Genomic DNA, 17,606 nt, shown 5'->3' with positions numbered 1-17,606 from the left:
TGGGAAGCATACTGCCCACCAGGTCATCCAGGGAAGAGGTCCCCGTGAAGTCCCACGTCAGTCGCAGCAAGAAATCTTCTACCCGGCGGGAGCGCACGCGCCAGAGCCGGCGGGATCGTCGCAAGATCGCCCTCGGGACTGCGGCCGCCGTGGGTGCTTGCGCCGCCGTGGGTACTCTCCTCACAGATCCCGAGAACAGCTGGTACAAGTCCCTCCGCAAGCCGGATTGGCAGCCGCCTGCTGCGGCATTCCCCATTGTGTGGACGGCCTTGTACGTGGATATCGCCTACGTTTCCTACAAGGTGTTGGCCGATGCTCACGCGCGCAACGATACCGCTGAGTTCAAGAGCTACTCGCGTGCACTCGGCACCAACCTGGCCCTCAACGCAGCGTGGTGCGGATTGTTCTTCCGCGGGGAGCGCCCGGTCGTATCGACCATCGAGGCCGGCGCCCTGGCCGTGAGCTCCATCGACCTGGTTCGCCGCGCGGGTAAATCCCACCCGGGCCTCGGCCTGCTCCTGTCCCCGAACGCCGTGTGGACCAGCGGCGCCACGGCCCTCAGCGGGGCGATCGCCGCATTAAATCCGGGCAAGTAGCTACGTGGGGCATCCAGCGGTGGGTGCCCCACGCGGCGTCGTCGTTCTGATGCGAACTACGCCGAAATCTCGACCAGAACTTTGCCTTTGGAGCGCCGCGATTCCAACTGCTCGAAGGCATCCCTGAACTGATCGAGCGGATAGCGGCTGTCGATCGTGACGCGCAACGCGCCTTCATCCACTAGCGAAGCCAGCTTGGCGAGGCCGGCGCCGTCCGGGTGCATGAGGAAGAACTCGAACGTCACTCCGGCTTTCTTGGCAAGGCGGCGGATTTTGAAGCTCATGAGTTCCTCAACAGCGCGAACCAGCGCCGCCTTGGGCTTGGAAAGGTCGGTGTCCTCGGCCAAGCTGCCGGGAGTTGGCGGGCCCGCAACGCTCACCACGGCTCCCCCACGTTCCACAGTGGACATCAGATCAGCCACGGTCTCGCCGCCCACGAGGTCCAAGACCTTGGTGAAGCGCTCCTTGCCATCGGAAATTTTCCGGTCGCGGTAGTTGATCACGTGATCCGCACCAGCGTCGCGCACCAGCTTTTCGCCCGCCGACGACGCCGTGGTCGTCACGTGCGCGCCCATCACCTTGGCGAGCTGGATGGCCAACAAGCCGACACCGCCGGCGCCGCCCGTGATCAGCAACCGTTCGCCCGCTTGCAGGTCGAGGTGTTCCGGGCCCAGAGCCTGTTGGGCGGTCAGCCCCGCCAGGGGGATGGCTGCGGCGTCCGACAGCGGGATGTTCTGGGGTGCCCTCGCGACGAAGTCCTGGTCCACGGCGACATATTCAGCCAGGGCACTCAATTGCTCGGAGCCAGTGCGGGCCATCACGTGATCTCCCGGCTGGAAATCTCGGACGAGCGATCCAACGGATTCGACCACTCCGCTCAACTCGTTGCCAGCAATCTTGGGAAAGGTGTAGGGCTGAACCATCTTGAACGTACCCCGCCGCTGCAGCGCGTCCACGGGATTCAGCCCCGCGGCAACCGTGCGGATCAGCACCTGATTTGCTTCCGGCACCGGTCGCGGCATGTCTTGAAGCTTCATGACATCTGGGCCGCCGTATTGGGTAAAGGTCATCGCTCGCATAGATTCTCCGATTCGGTGGTTTTCGGAGTTAAGAGCCTATGCGTGTCATCGGGTGGCCTGTGAGGGCTTGCGCTGAGCGCTGATCGGAAACCGCGTCCGAATCGTGACAAATGTCAGTAGCCCGCCGATTCCGGGGCTGGCACACTCAAGTCATGAAACGGCAAACATTGGCATTCATTGCTCTCGCCATCACCATCTTCTACGGGGTCGGCTTCGCGGCGTTCGACACCGGTCGGGCCTATGCAGTGCTTGGTGCGGCCCTGGTGACTGTTTCGTGGATCGCGGTCGGTGTCTTCGGACAAGACGGCGCACGAGGGGCCCGCACCCCGGCCGAACGCCGTCCCCGCACCTAACCGCGCACGGCCAACTGTCATGTCCGAAAACCGCTAGTTCAACACACGGAAGCGTGTCACTCTAGTGACATGACCTTCCAGAACATGACTTTCGACCAGCGGTATCGCGCGGTTCAAGCGCGCGATCATCGCTTTGACGGTCAGTTCGTGCTGGGCGTGAAAACCACCGGGATTTACTGCCGGCCCAGCTGTCCGGCGCGCACTCCCAAAGCCGAGAACGTACAGTTCTTCCGCGCGAGTGCCGCAGCCCACGCCGCTGGGTTCCGGGCCTGCAAACGTTGCTTGCCGGAGGCCGTCCCCGGCTCCCCCGAATGGAACCTTCAAGGAGACATTGCCGGGCGAGCCATGCGGCTGATCAATGATGGTGTGATCGACCAGCAGGGCGTTTCGGGCCTAGCGCAGCAACTCGGTTATTCGACCCGCCACCTCACCCGCATCCTCCGCGAGGAAACGGGCGCCGGACCGCTCGCGCTCGCCCGGGCCCACCGCGCCCAAACGGCCCGGGTCCTCCTCACGCAAACAGCCATACCGATTTCTGACATCGCGTTCTCGGCAGGGTTCAGCAGCATCCGCCAGTTCAATGACACGATTCGCGAGGTGTATGAACTCTCACCCCAGCAGGTTCGAGCGCACGGTCACCGCACTGCACAGGCCGATACCGCCACGGTGGACCTCTCCCTGAGCTTTCGGGAGCCCATCGACCTTCCCGGGTTGTTCGCCTGGTTAGCCGCACGCGCCATTCCCGGCCTCGAATTCGCGAACGATTCCTCCTACGAACGGTCCATCCAATTACCCGGTGGACCCGCGTGGTTCAGGATTTACAGCTCGCCGAATCCAAGCGGGGACCTACGCCTCCAGGCCCGGGTCACCGAGTTGCAAGACCTCCCCGTTCTCATGTCCCGCGTCCGCCGGTTGTTCGATCTCGACGCCGATCCGGTCGCCGTCGACACGGCCCTCGCCTCTTTGCCAGCCATTCAGTCGCTCGTCGCTGCCCTGCCCGGCGTGCGCGTAGCCGGCTGCATGGATCCGCACGAACTTTTGATCCGCACCATAATTGGTCAGCAAATCTCGGTAGCCGCCGCCCGCACGATCCTCACCCGGATCACCACCGGATTGGGCGAGCCCGCCCCCGACTTCGCGCCCGGACTCACTCACTTGTTTCCCACCATGGACGCCATCGCGGAGCGAGGCGGCACAGTCTTGCGGGGCCTCAAAGCCCGCCAGAACGCCGTCGTCAATGCGGCCGAATCCATTGCGAAAGGCGAGCTACGTCTCGGGTTCGGCGACGACCCCGCCGAACAGCGCAGGGCCTTGCTCGCCCTGAAAGGCGTGGGCCCCTGGACCGCCGACCACGTGCGTATGCGCGTCACCGGCGACCCGGACGTGTTCCTGATCGACGACGGCGCTCTGCGCGCCGGAGCACGCCGCGCCGGTTTGCCGGCGGACAAGTCCGAGCTACTCGCCTGGTCGGCCCAGGCCTCGCCGTGGCGCAGTTACCTGACCACCCACCTGTGGAGGGCGCCCGCCGCGCCCGTGCAGTCGCAACAAGGAGACCCCTCATGACCGCCACATTCCAGACCATCGACACCTCGGACGGACCGTTCACGGTGATCACCAACGACGTGGGAAAAGTCATGGCCTCTGGGTGGACCTCGTCCGTGGAGGACGCCATCTCAAGAGTTCGCGCCACTCACCGCCCGACCGACGTCACGGAAGGAACCGTGGACGCGGCGTCGGCTGTGGAGGCCTACTACGCAGGGGACGCGCACGCCCTCGATGCTGTGGAGGTCGAGCTGCACGGCACCGACGGCCAACTCGCCGGGTGGGCGACGCTCCGCCAGATCAAACCAGGACAACCGCTGAACTACTCGCAGTTCGCTCGTGCCCTGTGGAGCCCATCTGCCGTGCGCGCGGCAGCATCCATTTGCGCCCGCAACCCCGCAGCCCTGTTCGTACCGTGCCACCGTGTACTGCGCACGGACGGGTCACTGGGCGGGTTCGCGTGGGGGCTCGACATCAAGCAGAGCCTCTTGGACCGCGAGGCTCGCGCGTGAAGCACCGGGCCTGCACCTTGACGCATTTGTTCATACCTCGCGTCGTGCGCCACCGGCCGCCCGGAGCAACCGCTCCCCCAGCTCTGCGACGGCCTCTCGGACCTCCGGGTTCTCGATCACCGTGAATTCGTACTCGATCCCGGTCAACCACGACGCCGCTTCCTCAGGATCATCCGTCCCCGTGACGTACTCGCACAGACCCGGTTCGAGCTCGCGGAGGATCGCGCCGTCCCAGGTCATGAAGTCCGGTGCGCTCTCGATCGGACATCGCACGTGCAGCACCACCTCGTGTTCGTAGGCCTCCAACGGCACGGGATCGAGCGTTCGTTCCAGCGCTTCGGCCGCGTCGGGCCTGCGACGAAACACCCAGTCGCCCACGCGCACCTCAGCCATGCGATCGAGGCGAAAGGAACGCCAAGCCTCGCGAGCGACGTCGTACGCGGCTAAGTACCAAACCTGCCCGCGGCACGAGACCTGGTGCGGTTCGACCCATCGCTCCGAATGCCGCCCGCGACGGTCCACGTAGCTGAACCGCAGCCGACGGCGGCGCCTGGTCCCGTCCGCGCACGCAGCCAGAATCGCGGAATCGACCGCCATCCCCGCACCGCTCAGATCCGTGGCCGCACGGGTTTCCTGCGCACGGGCCCGAGCGGCGGGCGGCAGGACGGCGTCGATCTTGGCGAGCGCCCGCTGGCCCGCGTGTGCGTCGGTGAGGTACCCAGCCGCGGCGGCGAGGGCGACATTGACCGCGAGTGCCTCGTCCTCGTCGAGCGATAGCGCGGGCAGTGCCTGGCCACGACGCAACGCGTACCCGCCACCCTGGCCCGGCTCGGCATCCACGGTGTACCCGAGATTTCGCAAGCGGTCGACGTCGCGGCGCAGCGTTCGCGGCGTCACGCCCAGTTCCGCGGCGAGCTCGGGCCCGGGCCACACGGGGCGGTGGCCGAGCAAGCTCAGTAGTTTCAGGGCGCGCGAAGTCGGATCCGTCACGCACCCAGTGTGACTGCGGACAGGATCTGTCCGCAATGGGGTTCATGATGCTCCTATCAGCAATCGAAGCACTCGAGAGAGGCAAGATCATGGGTTTCCTCGTTCCCCAAGCACACGGCGAAAAAGACGTTCTGATCACCCACGTCCTGTATCACCTCGCGCAAGTGCGCACCACGGTGTACGGACTCACCAACGAGCAGGCGCATTCCGTGCCGTCCGCATCCTCACTGAATCTCACGGGGTTGTTGCGGCATTGCGCGCTCGTGGCTGCGGGATGGTCCAACATGGCTGCGCAGCAGACCAATGTTCCTGATGTTCCGGAGGACATCGGCGAGGACATGTACATGGAGGATTGCGTGGCCCACCCAGCAACCCTGGACGAGACGCTCGAGTTCTTCGACCGATGCGTGTCCTACGCGTCCGAGCAGATGGAGTCCATCACCGATTTAAGCGCCCCCATGCCCGTCCCGGACGCGCCGTGGTACCCGCCCGAACTCGAATCCTGGGAGGCTCGCTGGGCGTTGACCCACATCGTCGGCGAGCTCGCGCGCCATGTGGGGCACGCAGACATCATCCGAGAGTCGATTGACGGCAAGGGATCGTACGAGCTCAACGACCTGGTCGACGGGCTGGATCCGAATCGGGAGTGGTGAGGGTTAGGCTAGCTGGGCGCTCCAAGCTCCTGAGCGAATCAGTCCAGGGCCTTGAGCCGCACGGCGGACCATTTCTCGGAGATGGCCACGTTGGCGTTGAGCGTCCAGTTCAACTCGTTCACGCGGGTCCAAATGGTGTCCCGATTGATGTTGGATCGGCCGCCCTTGAGGTAGCCGATCCACGCTGCGCGGGTACCCCGGAGGTCTTCGAGGTTTGCTTCCAACAGGTCGTCCAGGTTGGCGCGACTCATGGCGAACAGCACAGCAACGTCCGCGTTATTGGCGTGCTCCACGTAGACCGCGTCCTCCGGCAGCGGTTCCAGGAGATCGCGCGTTTCCGGGGTATCCCCGGCCTAGTAGACGGAGGAACCGGGCTTGATCAGCAGCTTTTCCGCGGGGGTCTTAGACATGGGTTCATCCTAGAACTGCGGGGTTGGATTCGTCCCGCATCAAGAGCCTCGCCTGCTCACCCTGCCGCGCGATGACGCGCTCGAGATCCACGCCCGGCAGGGATCCGCCCTCAACAACCCATCGGCCGTCCACCATGACCCGATCCGCCCGGTGCGCACCGCACAGCACCAGGGATGCGACGGGATCGTGGGAGCCCGCGAACCGCAACTCATCGCGCGTGAACATGGCGAGATCCGCCCTGGCTCCGGGCTCCAGGACACCGATGTTGTCCCAGCCGAGTGCTCCCGCGGACCCGCAAGTAGCCCAGTTCAGAGCCCGCGAAACGGGCACACGCGAAGGCCCCGCGGACAGCCGCTGAATGTTCAAGGCCGCACGAACTTCCTCGATCATGTTGGACCCGTCATTGGATGCGGACCCGTCCACGCCCAACCCCACCGGCGAACCTGCTTCCTCAAGCTCCAGGGCTCGACACGTCCCCGATCCCAACCGCATGTTCGACGTTGCGCAGTGGGCCACACCCACTCCTGCCGCACCCAAACGTGCGATTTCGGAGTCGTCCAGGTGGATCGCGTGCCCCAACCACGTGCGCGAGCTGAGCCAGCCCACGGATTCCAGATAGTCCACGGTTCGCAGGCCAAAACGTTCGCGGCAGAAGTCTTCCTCGTCAATGGTTTCGGCCAGGTGGGTGTGCAGCCGAACATCCAGGTCGGTGGCCAGCGCTGCTGTATCCCGCATGAGTTCTCGGGTGACGGAGAACGGGGAGCAGGGCGCCAAGGCCACCCGGATTCTGGCGTCCTCCCCGCCCTGGTGATACTTCTCCACGACCCGTTGGGAATCGGCCAGGATGGTGTCGTGATCCTGCACCGTGGACTGGGGTGGCAGGCCGCCGTCGTCCTGGCCCAGTGACATGGATCCACGGGTGAGCATTGCGCGAGCGCCCAGACGTTGCACCACGTCAACCTCGATGTCCACGGACTCCTCCATGCCCGCGGGGAACACGTAGTGGTGGTCGGCCGCCGTGGTGCACCCGGACAACAACAGTTCGGCCACCGCCACCGTCACGGCGGACTCCAGAGCGTCCGGAGTAAGCCGCGCCCACACAGGGTAGAGGCCCTGCAACCAGGGGAAGAGTTCAGCGTCCGCCACCGGCGCCCAGGCGCGCGTGAGCGTTTGGTAGAAGTGGTGATGCGTGTTGATCAGGCCGGGCAGCACCACGTGGGCGGCGGCGTCGAAAACCCTGTCGTACCGTGTCGGCTCCGATCCCGCGCCCACCATCTCCGTGATGACCCCGGTGCCGGTGTCGACCACCAGGCCGCGACTCGCGTAAGCATTGTCGCGGGAGGACGTGTGGATACCGGCCGGATCCTTGATCCAAAGCAGACTGCCGTTCGGCTGCGTGGTCGGGTCTTGGGTGGGACGTTCGAGGGTCATGGCGCACCTTTCCGGGCAACCGCCGTCACCCGTGATGAGCTCGGCATGCCACCGAGCCGGCTCAGTGTTCCTGTCTGCCGATCCAGGTGCCGCAGGGTTCGCGGAGGCCAACGCCGCACGGGCCAACGCTGAAGGCGCGACCGTCCCGGTGCGATTTCATATTCCGGAAATCATAATTAACATTCCGGAAATAAAAAGTGTTGCCCGTCACAGTCTGGCAAGGCTACGCTCGACAGCACAACCGCCACGGCGGGCCCTTTCAGGGCTATCTACCGGGCACGAATCCAGTACAACGCGAGCTGCAAGGCGAGTACATGGGCCCGTGTATTCCGGGTCTCGTGCGCTTTGCGGGCTGCCTCAGCACCGACAAGACAAAACCCGTGATCCGGAGAGCATCGTGAAAAAGCGCCCCGCGTCAGTCGACGCCACCACACCGCAACGCCCCGAGGACGAGTACCTGGGTGTCGGGCGATCCTTGGCCTACGGCCTGCAACACGTCCTGACCATGTACGGCGGCGTGATTGCCGTGCCGCTGATCATCGGAACCGCCGCCGGACTGGACGCGACCGAGACCGGCATCCTGGTTGCCGCCGCACTCTTCATTGGTGGCCTTGCCACCATCCTGCAGAGCATCGGTGTTCCCTTCTTAGGCGCCCAGTTGCCACTCGTGCAGGGCGTGTCTTTCGCTGGCGTGGCCACCATGCTGACCATCCTGCAGGGAACACCCGGCGAGGAAGGCCTCCGCGTCATCTTCGGAGCAGTGCTAGTTGCCTCCGCGCTCGGTTTCATCCTGGCGCCGTTCTTCGCGAAGATCATTCGGTTCTTCCCACCGGTCGTCTCCGGGGTGGTCATCACGACCATTGGCGTGACGCTGATGCCAGTGGCCGCGGGCTGGTCCCTGGGTCCCGAGGGCGATCCGGCCCACGGGTCAGTGGCCAACATCGGGCTGGCCGCCTTCACTCTCCTCATGGTCCTGTTGCTCTCCAAGGTGGGTTCGGCCGCGATCTCACGCTTGTCCATCCTGCTGGCCATCGTGATCGGCACGATCGCGGCAGCCCTGTTGGGTCGCGCCAACTTCTCCGGTGTGGGCGAAGGTCCCGTGATCGGCTTCCCCACCCCCTTCGAGTTCGGCACGCCGCTGTTCGTGGCCTCGGCCATCCTGGGCATGTTCATCGTGATCATCGTGACGATGACCGAGACCACAGCGGACATCGTGGCCGTAGGTGAAATCGCCGAAACTGGAGTGGACTCCAAGCGCATCGCCAACGGTTTGCGCGCGGACATGCTGTCCTCCACGGTGGCTCCACTGTTCAACACGTTCACCCAGACCGCCTTCGCTCAGAACGTGGGCTTGGTGGCGATCACGGGGATTCGCAGCCGCTTCGTGGTGGCCGGGGCCGGCGTGATCATGGTGGTGCTGGGGCTGCTCCCGGTGCTCGGCCGCGTGGTCGCGGCAGTGCCCTCTCCCGTGCTGGGAGGTGCGGGCATCGTGCTGTTCGGGACCGTGGCGGCGTCGGGAATCCGAACCCTGGCGGGCGTCGATTACCGGTCGGGTCTCAACCTGATCGTCGTGGCCGTCTCGATGGCCATGGGTCTGATCCCCGTGGTCTCGCCGACCTTCTACGACCAGTTCCCGTCCTGGGTGCAGGTAGTTCTGGGGTCGGGCATCAGCGCGGCCGCGCTCACCGCCGTGCTGCTCAACATCCTGTTCAACGAGCTCAGGTTTGGATCGCGCCCCGGCTCGTCCGAGCTCGCCGCATACCCACCGCGCGTGTTCCCCAAGTCCATACTTCAGGGCCTGCAAGAAGGCGACACCTTGGTCAACGGGCGCCTGATCGGCGCGGACGGCCAGGAGATCGCCGTGGTCGATGACCATCTGGTGGACGAAGCCCGACGCCGCGTGGAGACTGGCGAGCTCACCGACACCGGCCAAATACACCGCGTGTACAAGCGCGACGGCCTCTGATTTTCCCGCCATCCTCACCCGAAACAACAGGAAGAAAACACCATGACAACCGATTCCGCGCCGGCAAAGACGCCCTCCGACGCTGACGTCCAGAAACACCTGCAAACCGCCATTGAGGCGGCCGCCCAGAACGCATCCGTGGACGGCGGCCCATTCGGAGCGGTGGTCGTCACGGCCGACGGCCAGGAGTTCGTTGCGGTCAACCGCGTCACCGCAGATCACGACCCAACGGCCCACGCAGAGGTGTCGGCCATCCGCGCAACCTGTAAGGCCCTGGGCACGCATGACCTGACCGGCGCTGTGCTCTACACCAGTTGCGAACCGTGCCCCATGTGCCTCTCGTCCTCCCTATGGGCGCGCCTGGACGCGGTCTACTTCGCGGCCGATCGGTACGACGCCGCCGACGGCGGTTTCGACGACGCCGTGTTCTACGAGTTCTTCACGGCCACCCCGGAGGAGCGAGACAAGCTGGTCCCGGTCCGCCACGTTGCCGTGGACAGCCGGAAGGCGCCCTTCGAATCCTGGGCGGCCAACGCGGAGCGCGCCGAGTACTGACCCATTTCTGTCACTGGACCGCGAGGGGTGCGTCTCCGGCGGGCGCCCGGCGGGGGTTATGCGTGTCTGAGCATGGGCGCACACTAAAGGCCCACACACCGCTCCTTTCGGAGGTTTGGTCCCATGTTCATCTTCAACACAGCCACCACGGCCAACGGCTTCCTGGCCGATCCCAACAACTCACTCGAATGGCTGTTCCAGGTCAAGAGCGAGGCACCGGATATGGAGCCCTTCACCCAGACCGTCTCCGTGTTCGTGATGGGTTCGTCAACCTATGAATGGTTGCTCAACACCGAGAACATGCTCGAGCACCCGGAGAAGTGGACCGGATTCTTCGGCGACCGGCCCAGCTACGTGTTCACGAGCCGGGACCTTCCCGTGCCGCCCGGCGTGGATGTCCGGTTCTTGAACAGCTCCGTTCCCGACGCGCTTCCCACGATCACGGAAACCGCTGGCGAGGGCGTCGTGTGGGTCATGGGCGGTGGCGACCTGGTCGGCCAGTTCCTGGATGCCGGTGCTCTCGACCGCATCATCATGACGCTCGCGCCCGCGTTCCTTGCCAGCGGAAAGCCGTTACTTCCGCGCACTGTGTATCCCGACCGCTTGACCCTCAAGGGCGCGCGGACGGTCGGCCAGTTCGTGGAGATTACCTACGACGTCGTGAACCCGAGTCCCAGCGCATAGGGCATCTTTGCCGGCGGTCGTGTGCTGGTAGGCGCTGCCGACCCGTCTCTGCCGCTCGCCCTACGCGGAATCGTTCGCAATAAGCTTCTAGTCGTGTCACCCTGAAGCCATGACGCACGAACACCCGGAGCACAAGGCACCCGTCACCGCCCAAGAGTGGGATGCCCGCTACGACACCGAGCACATCTGGAGTGGCAACCCGAACGGCGCGCTGGTGGCCGAGGCTTCATCGCTCACGCCCGGATCCGCATTGGACGTCGGCTGCGGTGAGGGCGCGGATGCCGTGTGGCTCGCTCAACGGGGTTGGTCCGTCACGGGTGTGGACGTTTCCACCGTTGCCGTGGAGCGTGCCCGCACCGCTGCGGATGCCGCCGGAGTGGAGGTCAGATGGTTGGTTCAGGGTTTCCTTGACGCGCCGTTTATCGATTTTGATCTGGTGTCCGCCCAGTACCCGGCCATCCCCAAGGTCGGCGACCATGAGGTAGAACTGCACTTCGCCCAGGCCGTGAAGCCCGGCGGACTGCTCATGTTCGTCCATCACGTCATGGACGACGGCCCTCACGGATTCGACCCAGCGGACTATGTCATGCCGGGGGACATTGCCCAGTACTTTGCGCACGCTGGCTGGGATTTCCTGGTGGACGAAGTCCGCGAGCGCCGTGTCTCCGGTGGTGCCGGAGCCCACCATTCTCAGGACCGGGTGATTGTGATGCGAAGACCGATGTAATTTACGGCCGCACTCAGACCTTCACGCTATAACCGCGGTTTTGTACAAAAGCGTCAAGAATGCCTGTATTCTGAGTGCATGAGTGACATGACCGTAAGTGACGCTCGGGCCCGACTAGCCGACGTAGTGGACACCGCACGAGTTGGCCACAAACCCGTCTTCCTAACACGGCGCGGACACCGCATTGCCGCAGTTGTGGATGCTGGCGACTTAGAGAAACTTATGTCAGCAGCCGAGGACCTGGCAGACATTCAGGCTGCCCAGGCTGCCCGGAAGGAAATGGATGACGGCGAGGATGCCATCCCATGGGACCAGGTCAAATCTGATCTTGGCCTTTCATGACCTACCGGATTGAACTAGCACCGGCAGCGTTGCGCCAGATCAGGAAACTCGACAAGCCCGCACGGTTACGAATTCAGGCCGCAATTGAACTTTTGGCCGATAATCCCCGACCTCACGGCGCTAAAAAGCTCGTGGGCGGCAAAGGAGAGTGGCGGGTACGCACGGGCAATTACCGCGTTATCTACGAGATCGATGACGGAGTCTTGATGGTCCTGGTCTTGGCCGCGGGACACAGGCGAGAGATCTATCGCTAGCCTCCTACAAGATGCGCGCCCAAAAAGCCGGTCCCGCCAAGTACCAAAACGTTGGTCATGACGGGACCGTAGCAGGGCCACCCGTTGTCAGTTCTCCGTGGCCGGGTCTTCGTCCTTGTTGTCGGTCATGGCACCAACACCCTCATCGGCGGGTTCGGCGTCGGCTTCGGTGCGGCTGCTCAGTTCTTCGCGCTCTTCTTCGGCGCTCATCTTGATCGAGTCTTCGCCGGGTTTACCGTTGTTCTGCGACTGCATGGGGTGCTCCTTCGCGTGTCCTCAAACCTCTGCGGCAACGACCGACAGATGGGGTGCCGGCCCGCAAAAGCCCTTGTCCCCCGAGCTTCCCCCGGCACTAAGTGGCCTGTCAATCACCCGCATGGGTTGATTTGAGCTAGGAGCAGCACCCCCATTGAGACAGCCGTTCAGCAGCCGTTTGCCGCCTCATTCTCAGCAACTCGCTTGATCGCGGCCAGTGTTTCCGGGATGCCCCGACGAGCGGCTTCGCGACGCTTATCGGGCGCATCCTCGCCCCTGTTCTTTCGCAACCATTCACGCCCCGTAGGGAGTACGTGCCAGGTCTCGGTCAGACGGGAGCCGTTATCGGTGGGTTCAATGATGTAGCTCCACCGAGCCACACCACCGAGGTCAGGCGCCACAAGCCAAGCGAATTCACGCGGGTGATCGGCCACGAGAACTTCGGAGATCGTGGTCCATTCGACGTCACCGACCACGTTGCGACCGGTGAACACATCTCCCACTTTGCCGGTACCGCTGTTTTTCCACTCCCCGCCGCGACAAATGGGTGACCACTCCCGAATGTGCTGGAGGTTGGTCACCATGTCATAGAGCACCTCTGGTTCCACGACGATGTCGATGGAATCGCTGTGTTGCCACTGCTTCTCTGGATCCTCGGTCATGAGCCGAAAATACTGATGGGCCAGCACCTGGGCTCCCTGAACCCTGGACGAAGTACTGATGGCATTCAGGAGTTGGGTACTGCTGAGACCCGAGGTTCCCGGCCAGCTCGGGCAGTTACGACCCTCTGTCGGTAGGCGGCAAGGAAGGCGACAAACGCAGCCACAGCTGCAACTGTGTTGAAGACCATGCGTGAACGCGCGTGCCACGTCACGAACTCATTCGCTACCTGACGCAGATACTCGTCAGAATGCACGGCAGACCCTTCAATGAACATAATGTCGTTGCGCGGCCAGAAGTACAGCATGGAAGCCAGCCCTTCACCGACCATCATTGCCAGACTGAGCACGATCCACCACCGGGCCCTGGGGATCTTCCAAGTGAGGATCAGAGCCAGGGCACCGAGAACCCAGGATGCAAATCCCAAGGGTGGAAAGAAATCCGAGGGACCGGCTTCGACGAAGAATTCCATGGACAATTCCAGCGACTGAGGCGGATTATGAAAAATGTTCGGGTAGATCATGAACGTCTCCAGCACAATGGCTCCGAATATGGTCATCAAGACCCACAGGTAGATCGCCAGAATGGGGACAGTCATTTTTTTCATTTTTGACATGAAATTTCCTTTCGAGATTGATTTTCACAACGTGATACTTGATGGCTATCTCAGTGCTGGTGGTTTAACCCACTAAGTGAGGAAGGCTGAGGATCATTGGTCCCCACCACCACGAACTGCCCCATCAAGCCTTCGTCCTCGTGTCGTAACAGGTGGCAGTGGTACATGTAGGCGGCTTCTGGATCGACGTACTTTCCGAATTGCATAATCAGCCGATACCTGCGACCTGGCTCGACGTATATGGTGTCTTTTCGCCCAGCTAATTCCGTCGGTGGCGCAACCCCGTCGATACTGAGCACATAGAACTGCACATCATGAATGTGGAAATTGTGAGTAAGCCGGTCAGTGCTACGGATCTCCCATATTTCCGTGGTCCCCTCAATGACAACCTCATCGATCCTGTTCATATCCATCTGGGCGCCATTGATCATTCGTGCAGCCATCGTGAACTCACGGTGCACGGTGGCGTCTGCTTCCTGCAGCCGCACGTGATTGTGCAATATCGCTGGCACTGCGGATGAGGGCCTCAGATAATCATTTGCGCGCAGCTGCAGAACATCGAATGTGTCTTCACCACCAAAGGCGAATGAAGACGCTACGTCACCCAACTCCGGTGGATAGGAGCGCAACATGGCGATGTCACCGGGTGTCAAAGTGACTATGATTTCGGCCCGCTCCGCGGGAGAGAGCCGAATCCGAGTCGTTGAATACGGCTCCGCAAGTAGACCCCCATCGGTGGCAACCAGGTCAAAGTTTCGATTGTCTTCGAACCCGAAGTCATACGTTCGGGCCGTGGAACCGTTGAGCAAACGCAATCGGATCATTTCGGTCGAGACCTCAAAATAGGCCCCGATCACTCCGTTGGTCATCACGGTGGAACCGAGAACACCTGGCTCGGCTTGCCTCTCCCCCATGGTCAGTTCCCCGGCGTCGGTGAACTCCTTGTCCTGAACAACCACTGGGATATCGTCCACGCCATATCTATTGGGCAACGCGGGGGCTTCACTGGGATCGTCCACATAGAACATCCCCGCTAACCCTCGGTAGACGTGTTCCTCAGTCCGCCCGTGAGGATGCGGGTGATACCAAAGAGTTGCCGCTGGCTGATTGATCTCCCAGGTGGGACGCCACGTATCGCCAGGAGCAATTACCTGATGTGGGCCACCGTCCATGGCGGCAGGCAAATGCATACCGTGCCAGTGCACCGTAGTGACCTCATCGAGTGAGTTGGTGACTGCAATCGCAATCCTCTGGCCACGTTCTGCGCGGAGGGTCGGCCCAAGAAAATCCCCGTTGTAACCCCACGTAGGAGTCTGAACACCGGGCAGAAAGTCGCTACTGCCCGGCCTGGCTTCGAGTTCAAAGACTCGCGTGCCGTCCGCATCAACTTGAAACTCTGCCAAGGGAGGGATCTTAAGGAGATTTTCGAACACGGCAGGGTTAGAAGGCCGTATACCGGCAGGTTGTCCCGAGCACCCCGACAAGATGAGAAGTGCACCGGCACTCATCAACAATTGACGACGGGACACCGAAAAGTTGTTATTCCTTCTCATTGTCTGACACCTCGAAGCTTTTGCAGCAGCGCCGCAAGCACGCCAGCCAGAAAACCCCAGCCGGTATGGATGATCACCACGGGAATAATGGCTATGGGGTAAGCCAGAGGGCCTTGTAAAGCGCCGGTCAGTACGGGTGAAAGAACTGCGCTGAGTACGATCACATAAAAGCTTGCGGTCAATCCGGTCAAAGTCAGTGTGAGAATCGGGCGAGGAACCCGGCCCCATCCGACAACGGAAATCCACGCCACCGTGACCACCGCGATGAGCAAAAATGCTGCCGTGCCGGCACCGAGAAGGTTCGACAGGCCCAAGTGTCTACCCAGACCCTGCAGGAGAGCCAACGCCCCGAGTCCGAGGATGAGCAGCCAGCTCACGGCGGGGCGCTTATTGACTGAGAATTCTGATGTGGTCTGCATGCATGTGACGCTACGGAGAAGCTGCACCGCAAACATCGGGCTGAAATCGTCTCTCCGATCACCGTGGAATGACGGTCGGCATCGCTTTTCGCTGACATGGGAAGTCGCTCTGGAACGATCGGCCTCAGAGAGGGCCGTGGCTAGACTTCAAAACATGTCCAGCACTGCTGCCGACCCCGCCTACGAGTCGAACGGTGAGAAAATCAATCCTCGACTTCTCGATGGAGTACTCGCGGCAGCAGTAACCGTGATCATCATGGTGGTGGTCGCGGCCGATTTGGAGAGAACCGGTCGAGCAGGGCCTTTGGCCTACACGTTCGCGGTGGGATTCGGAGTCATACTTTTGGCACGCCGCCGGGCACCCCGATTGGTGTTAGTGCTGACCGTTCTCGGGATTTTTCTTTACTATCCGTTCCAGTTGCCACCCATTGGCCTGGCCCTTCCTGCCGCGGCCGCTTTGTACTCCGCCGCGGAAGCCGGCTGCACTCGATCCGCCATCGCGACCGGCGGGGTATTGGTATCCGTATCCGCTTACGCCCGTATCAGGGATGGGCTTCCGACTGATTTTCTGTACAGCTACGAGATGCTCACAAATATCGCACTTGTGGCTGCGGCTATTGCTCTCGGGGTGAGTGTCCGTTCCCGGCGTGAAATCAGATCTCATCAGGAGAAGCTACGTGCGCTCACAGCTGCCCGTGAGCGACAGGATGCCGAGGTCCGCCTGCATGCTGAGATGGCAGGGATCGCTCGAGATCTTCATGACACCATCGGGCACACATTGTCCGTGATTGCTGTGCACAGCAACGTGGCTTCCGAGGCAGTGGGCCGCAACGACGACGCCGTGATGCGTGCCATTGAACAGATCCAGGCGGCAAACTCTGCGACGTTGCGTGAGCTGAGAAACACGGTCAAGGTGCTGCGGGGGCCCGAAACAGAATCAACAGAGCGAAGCGGCATCGGAATGACTAGCATTTCTCAGCTAGTCTCCCAGGTGCGCAATACCGGGGTGAATGTCACGGCCCATATCGACCTGAGCCCTGGCGACCTGGACGCGACCATTGACGCGGCCGCGTTCAGAATCGCTCAGGAAGCTCTAACCAATGTCATGCGTCATTCGGCCGCTGCCGAAGTGACCGTCGAAGCCTTGTTGCGGGACGATGCCCTCGAACTCACAGTCACAGATGACGGTCAAGGCGTGACCGATAGCCGTTCACAAGAGTCACGAGGACGTGGCCTGCGGGGAATGAGCGAGCGCGCCAACTTACTGGGTGGCAACGTCACGGTGGGTAACCGGATAGAGGGTGGCTTCCAAGTACGCGCCACACTACCCAGGAGGCTGAACACGTGATCAACGTGGTGTTGGTAGATGACCAGGAACTAGTTCGCACCGGGTTGCGCGCGCTAGCCGAAAGAGACGGCGACATTACCGTTGTGGGCGAGGCTGCGAACGGCCGGTCTGGGCTTTCTCGAGTTCGAGAGCTCCACCCAGATGTAGTCCTCATGGACATCCGCATGCCAGAGATGGACGGGCTGACAGCCACGCGCGCCATCGTCGCGGACACTGCCTTACGAGATGTTCGGGTGCTAGTTCTCACTACATTCGACGAAGACGAACACGTTTTCGAGGCCATCCACTCTGGCGCGGCCGGGTACTTACTCAAAGACGTCTCGCCCGCGGAATTGCGGCAGGCTATCCGTCTGGTGGCTCATGGTGAGGCACTGCTCTCACCTGCGGTGACACGCACCGTCTTGAGCAGAATTGCGGCTCGCCCGGAGACCGTTCTCGACGACACCCCCTTGCAATCCCTGAGCGAGCGTGAGCGTGAAGTGCTCTTAGAAGTAGGGAGGGGACTCTCCAATGAGGAAATCGCTCGAAAGTTGTTTCTCTCACCATCCACGTCTCGGACTTACGTCTCCAGGCTCCTCGCCAAGCTCGATGCCCGCGATCGGTCGCAATTAGTGATACTCGCGTACGAATCCGGACTCATCACCCCAGGTGACTGAGTAG

General features: G+C 62.4%; 22 protein-coding genes. 13 read left to right on the top strand and 9 right to left on the bottom strand.

From position 1 onward, the window contains the following. Nucleotides 1-44: 44 nt before the first annotated feature. Entirely contained in the window at nt 45-596 is a 552-nt protein-coding gene (locus RF638_RS09270; RefSeq protein ID WP_368841846.1) for a TspO/MBR family protein, read from the top strand. Between the two features lie 56 nt (nt 597-652). Here the strand turns inward: RF638_RS09270 and RF638_RS09265 are convergent, their stop codons facing one another. Then, nucleotides 653-1,666, bottom strand: a complete 1,014-nt coding sequence (locus tag RF638_RS09265; RefSeq protein WP_368841845.1) for an NADP-dependent oxidoreductase — start codon at nt 1,664-1,666, stop codon at nt 653-655. A gap of 161 nt (nt 1,667-1,827) precedes the next feature. Here RF638_RS09265 and RF638_RS09260 point away from each other — a divergent pair, with 161 nt between their 5' ends. The 3 genes from RF638_RS09260 to RF638_RS09250 all read left to right on the top strand — a co-directional run bounded on the left by RF638_RS09260 (nt 1,828) and on the right by RF638_RS09250 (nt 4,082). Next, nucleotides 1,828-2,028 carry a hypothetical protein gene (locus tag RF638_RS09260; RefSeq protein WP_095797280.1) on the top strand — a complete coding sequence of 67 codons (201 nt, stop codon included), beginning with the start codon at nt 1,828-1,830 and terminating at the stop codon, nt 2,026-2,028. A 69-nt stretch (nt 2,029-2,097) separates the two neighbouring features. Continuing rightward, nucleotides 2,098-3,591, top strand: coding sequence for an Ada metal-binding domain-containing protein (locus tag RF638_RS09255; RefSeq protein WP_368841843.1), 1,494 nt, complete (start codon nt 2,098-2,100; stop codon nt 3,589-3,591). Continuing rightward, nucleotides 3,588-4,082: a methylated-DNA--[protein]-cysteine S-methyltransferase gene (locus RF638_RS09250; protein WP_368841842.1), complete on the top strand. Its 495-nt coding sequence runs from the start codon at nt 3,588-3,590 to the stop codon at nt 4,080-4,082. The genes RF638_RS09255 and RF638_RS09250 overlap by 4 nt, the downstream gene beginning before the upstream one ends. 30 nt (nt 4,083-4,112) lie before the next feature. Here RF638_RS09250 and RF638_RS09245 read toward each other — a convergent pair whose 3' ends face one another. Continuing rightward, nucleotides 4,113-5,072, bottom strand: coding sequence for a helix-turn-helix transcriptional regulator (locus RF638_RS09245; RefSeq protein ID WP_368841841.1), 960 nt, complete (start codon nt 5,070-5,072; stop codon nt 4,113-4,115). A 44-nt stretch (nt 5,073-5,116) separates the two neighbouring features. Here RF638_RS09245 and RF638_RS09240 point away from each other — a divergent pair, with 44 nt between their 5' ends. Continuing rightward, nucleotides 5,117-5,725 (top strand): DinB family protein, encoded by a 609-nt coding sequence (locus RF638_RS09240; protein WP_368841840.1) that lies wholly within the window; start codon nt 5,117-5,119, stop codon nt 5,723-5,725. Nucleotides 5,726-5,763: 38 nt separating this feature from the next. On the opposite strand, the gene RF638_RS09235 is transcribed toward RF638_RS09240, so the two are convergent. Then, nucleotides 5,764-6,018, bottom strand: coding sequence for a hypothetical protein (locus tag RF638_RS09235; protein WP_368841839.1), 255 nt, complete (start codon nt 6,016-6,018; stop codon nt 5,764-5,766). Between the two features lie 121 nt (nt 6,019-6,139). After that, nucleotides 6,140-7,567, bottom strand: a complete 1,428-nt coding sequence (locus RF638_RS09230; RefSeq protein ID WP_095797054.1) for an 8-oxoguanine deaminase — start codon at nt 7,565-7,567, stop codon at nt 6,140-6,142. A 397-nt stretch (nt 7,568-7,964) separates the two neighbouring features. Here RF638_RS09230 and RF638_RS09225 point away from each other — a divergent pair, with 397 nt between their 5' ends. From RF638_RS09225 to RF638_RS09200, 6 genes are all read left to right on the top strand, one after another. Next, nucleotides 7,965-9,533 carry a nucleobase:cation symporter-2 family protein gene (locus tag RF638_RS09225; RefSeq protein WP_238663194.1) on the top strand — a complete coding sequence of 523 codons (1,569 nt, stop codon included), beginning with the start codon at nt 7,965-7,967 and terminating at the stop codon, nt 9,531-9,533. Nucleotides 9,534-9,575: 42 nt separating this feature from the next. After that, nucleotides 9,576-10,088 carry a nucleoside deaminase gene (locus RF638_RS09220; RefSeq protein ID WP_368841838.1) on the top strand — a complete coding sequence of 171 codons (513 nt, stop codon included), beginning with the start codon at nt 9,576-9,578 and terminating at the stop codon, nt 10,086-10,088. A gap of 123 nt (nt 10,089-10,211) precedes the next feature. After that, the gene (locus RF638_RS09215) at nt 10,212-10,772 is read left to right on the top strand and encodes a dihydrofolate reductase family protein (protein WP_259915826.1); all 561 of its coding nucleotides are present in this window, start codon (nt 10,212-10,214) and stop codon (nt 10,770-10,772) included. A gap of 109 nt (nt 10,773-10,881) precedes the next feature. After that, the gene (locus RF638_RS09210; protein WP_095797057.1) at nt 10,882-11,499 is read left to right on the top strand and encodes a bifunctional 2-polyprenyl-6-hydroxyphenol methylase/3-demethylubiquinol 3-O-methyltransferase UbiG; all 618 of its coding nucleotides are present in this window, start codon (nt 10,882-10,884) and stop codon (nt 11,497-11,499) included. 78 nt (nt 11,500-11,577) lie between these two features. Continuing rightward, the gene (locus tag RF638_RS09205; protein WP_095797058.1) at nt 11,578-11,841 is read left to right on the top strand and encodes a type II toxin-antitoxin system Phd/YefM family antitoxin; all 264 of its coding nucleotides are present in this window, start codon (nt 11,578-11,580) and stop codon (nt 11,839-11,841) included. Further along, nucleotides 11,838-12,095 (top strand): type II toxin-antitoxin system RelE/ParE family toxin, encoded by a 258-nt coding sequence (locus RF638_RS09200; protein ID WP_016995664.1) that lies wholly within the window; start codon nt 11,838-11,840, stop codon nt 12,093-12,095. Before RF638_RS09205 ends, RF638_RS09200 begins: the two co-directional genes overlap by 4 nt. An 87-nt stretch (nt 12,096-12,182) precedes the next feature. Here the strand turns inward: RF638_RS09200 and RF638_RS09195 are convergent, their stop codons facing one another. The 5 genes from RF638_RS09195 to RF638_RS09175 all read right to left on the bottom strand — a co-directional run bounded on the left by RF638_RS09195 (nt 12,183) and on the right by RF638_RS09175 (nt 15,598). Further along, nucleotides 12,183-12,350 carry a hypothetical protein gene (locus tag RF638_RS09195; RefSeq protein WP_016995665.1) on the bottom strand — a complete coding sequence of 56 codons (168 nt, stop codon included), beginning with the start codon at nt 12,348-12,350 and terminating at the stop codon, nt 12,183-12,185. A gap of 167 nt (nt 12,351-12,517) precedes the next feature. Further along, on the bottom strand, nt 12,518-13,012 hold the full coding sequence (locus RF638_RS09190) for an SRPBCC family protein (RefSeq protein WP_368841836.1): 495 nt from the start codon (nt 13,010-13,012) through the stop codon (nt 12,518-12,520). 65 nt (nt 13,013-13,077) lie between these two features. Next, nucleotides 13,078-13,626 (bottom strand): hypothetical protein, encoded by a 549-nt coding sequence (locus tag RF638_RS09185; RefSeq protein ID WP_368841834.1) that lies wholly within the window; start codon nt 13,624-13,626, stop codon nt 13,078-13,080. A 50-nt stretch (nt 13,627-13,676) separates the two neighbouring features. Then, nucleotides 13,677-15,029 (bottom strand): multicopper oxidase family protein, encoded by a 1,353-nt coding sequence (locus RF638_RS09180; RefSeq protein ID WP_368841833.1) that lies wholly within the window; start codon nt 15,027-15,029, stop codon nt 13,677-13,679. Between the two features lie 146 nt (nt 15,030-15,175). Continuing rightward, nucleotides 15,176-15,598, bottom strand: a complete 423-nt coding sequence (locus RF638_RS09175) for a hypothetical protein (RefSeq protein ID WP_368841832.1) — start codon at nt 15,596-15,598, stop codon at nt 15,176-15,178. Between the two features lie 154 nt (nt 15,599-15,752). Here RF638_RS09175 and RF638_RS09170 point away from each other — a divergent pair, with 154 nt between their 5' ends. After that, nucleotides 15,753-16,946, top strand: coding sequence for a sensor histidine kinase (locus RF638_RS09170; protein WP_368841831.1), 1,194 nt, complete (start codon nt 15,753-15,755; stop codon nt 16,944-16,946). Next, entirely contained in the window at nt 16,943-17,602 is a 660-nt protein-coding gene (locus RF638_RS09165) for a response regulator (RefSeq protein ID WP_368841830.1), read from the top strand. The genes RF638_RS09170 and RF638_RS09165 overlap by 4 nt, the downstream gene beginning before the upstream one ends. Nucleotides 17,603-17,606: the final 4 nt, after the last annotated feature.

This window comes from Kocuria sp. CPCC 205235 (assembly GCF_040980905.1).
GTDB classification, from domain to species: Bacteria; Actinomycetota; Actinomycetes; order Actinomycetales; family Micrococcaceae; genus Kocuria; species Kocuria carniphila.
Note: the sequence above shows the minus strand (reverse complement) of the source record. Positions and strands in the feature narration are given on the sequence as shown.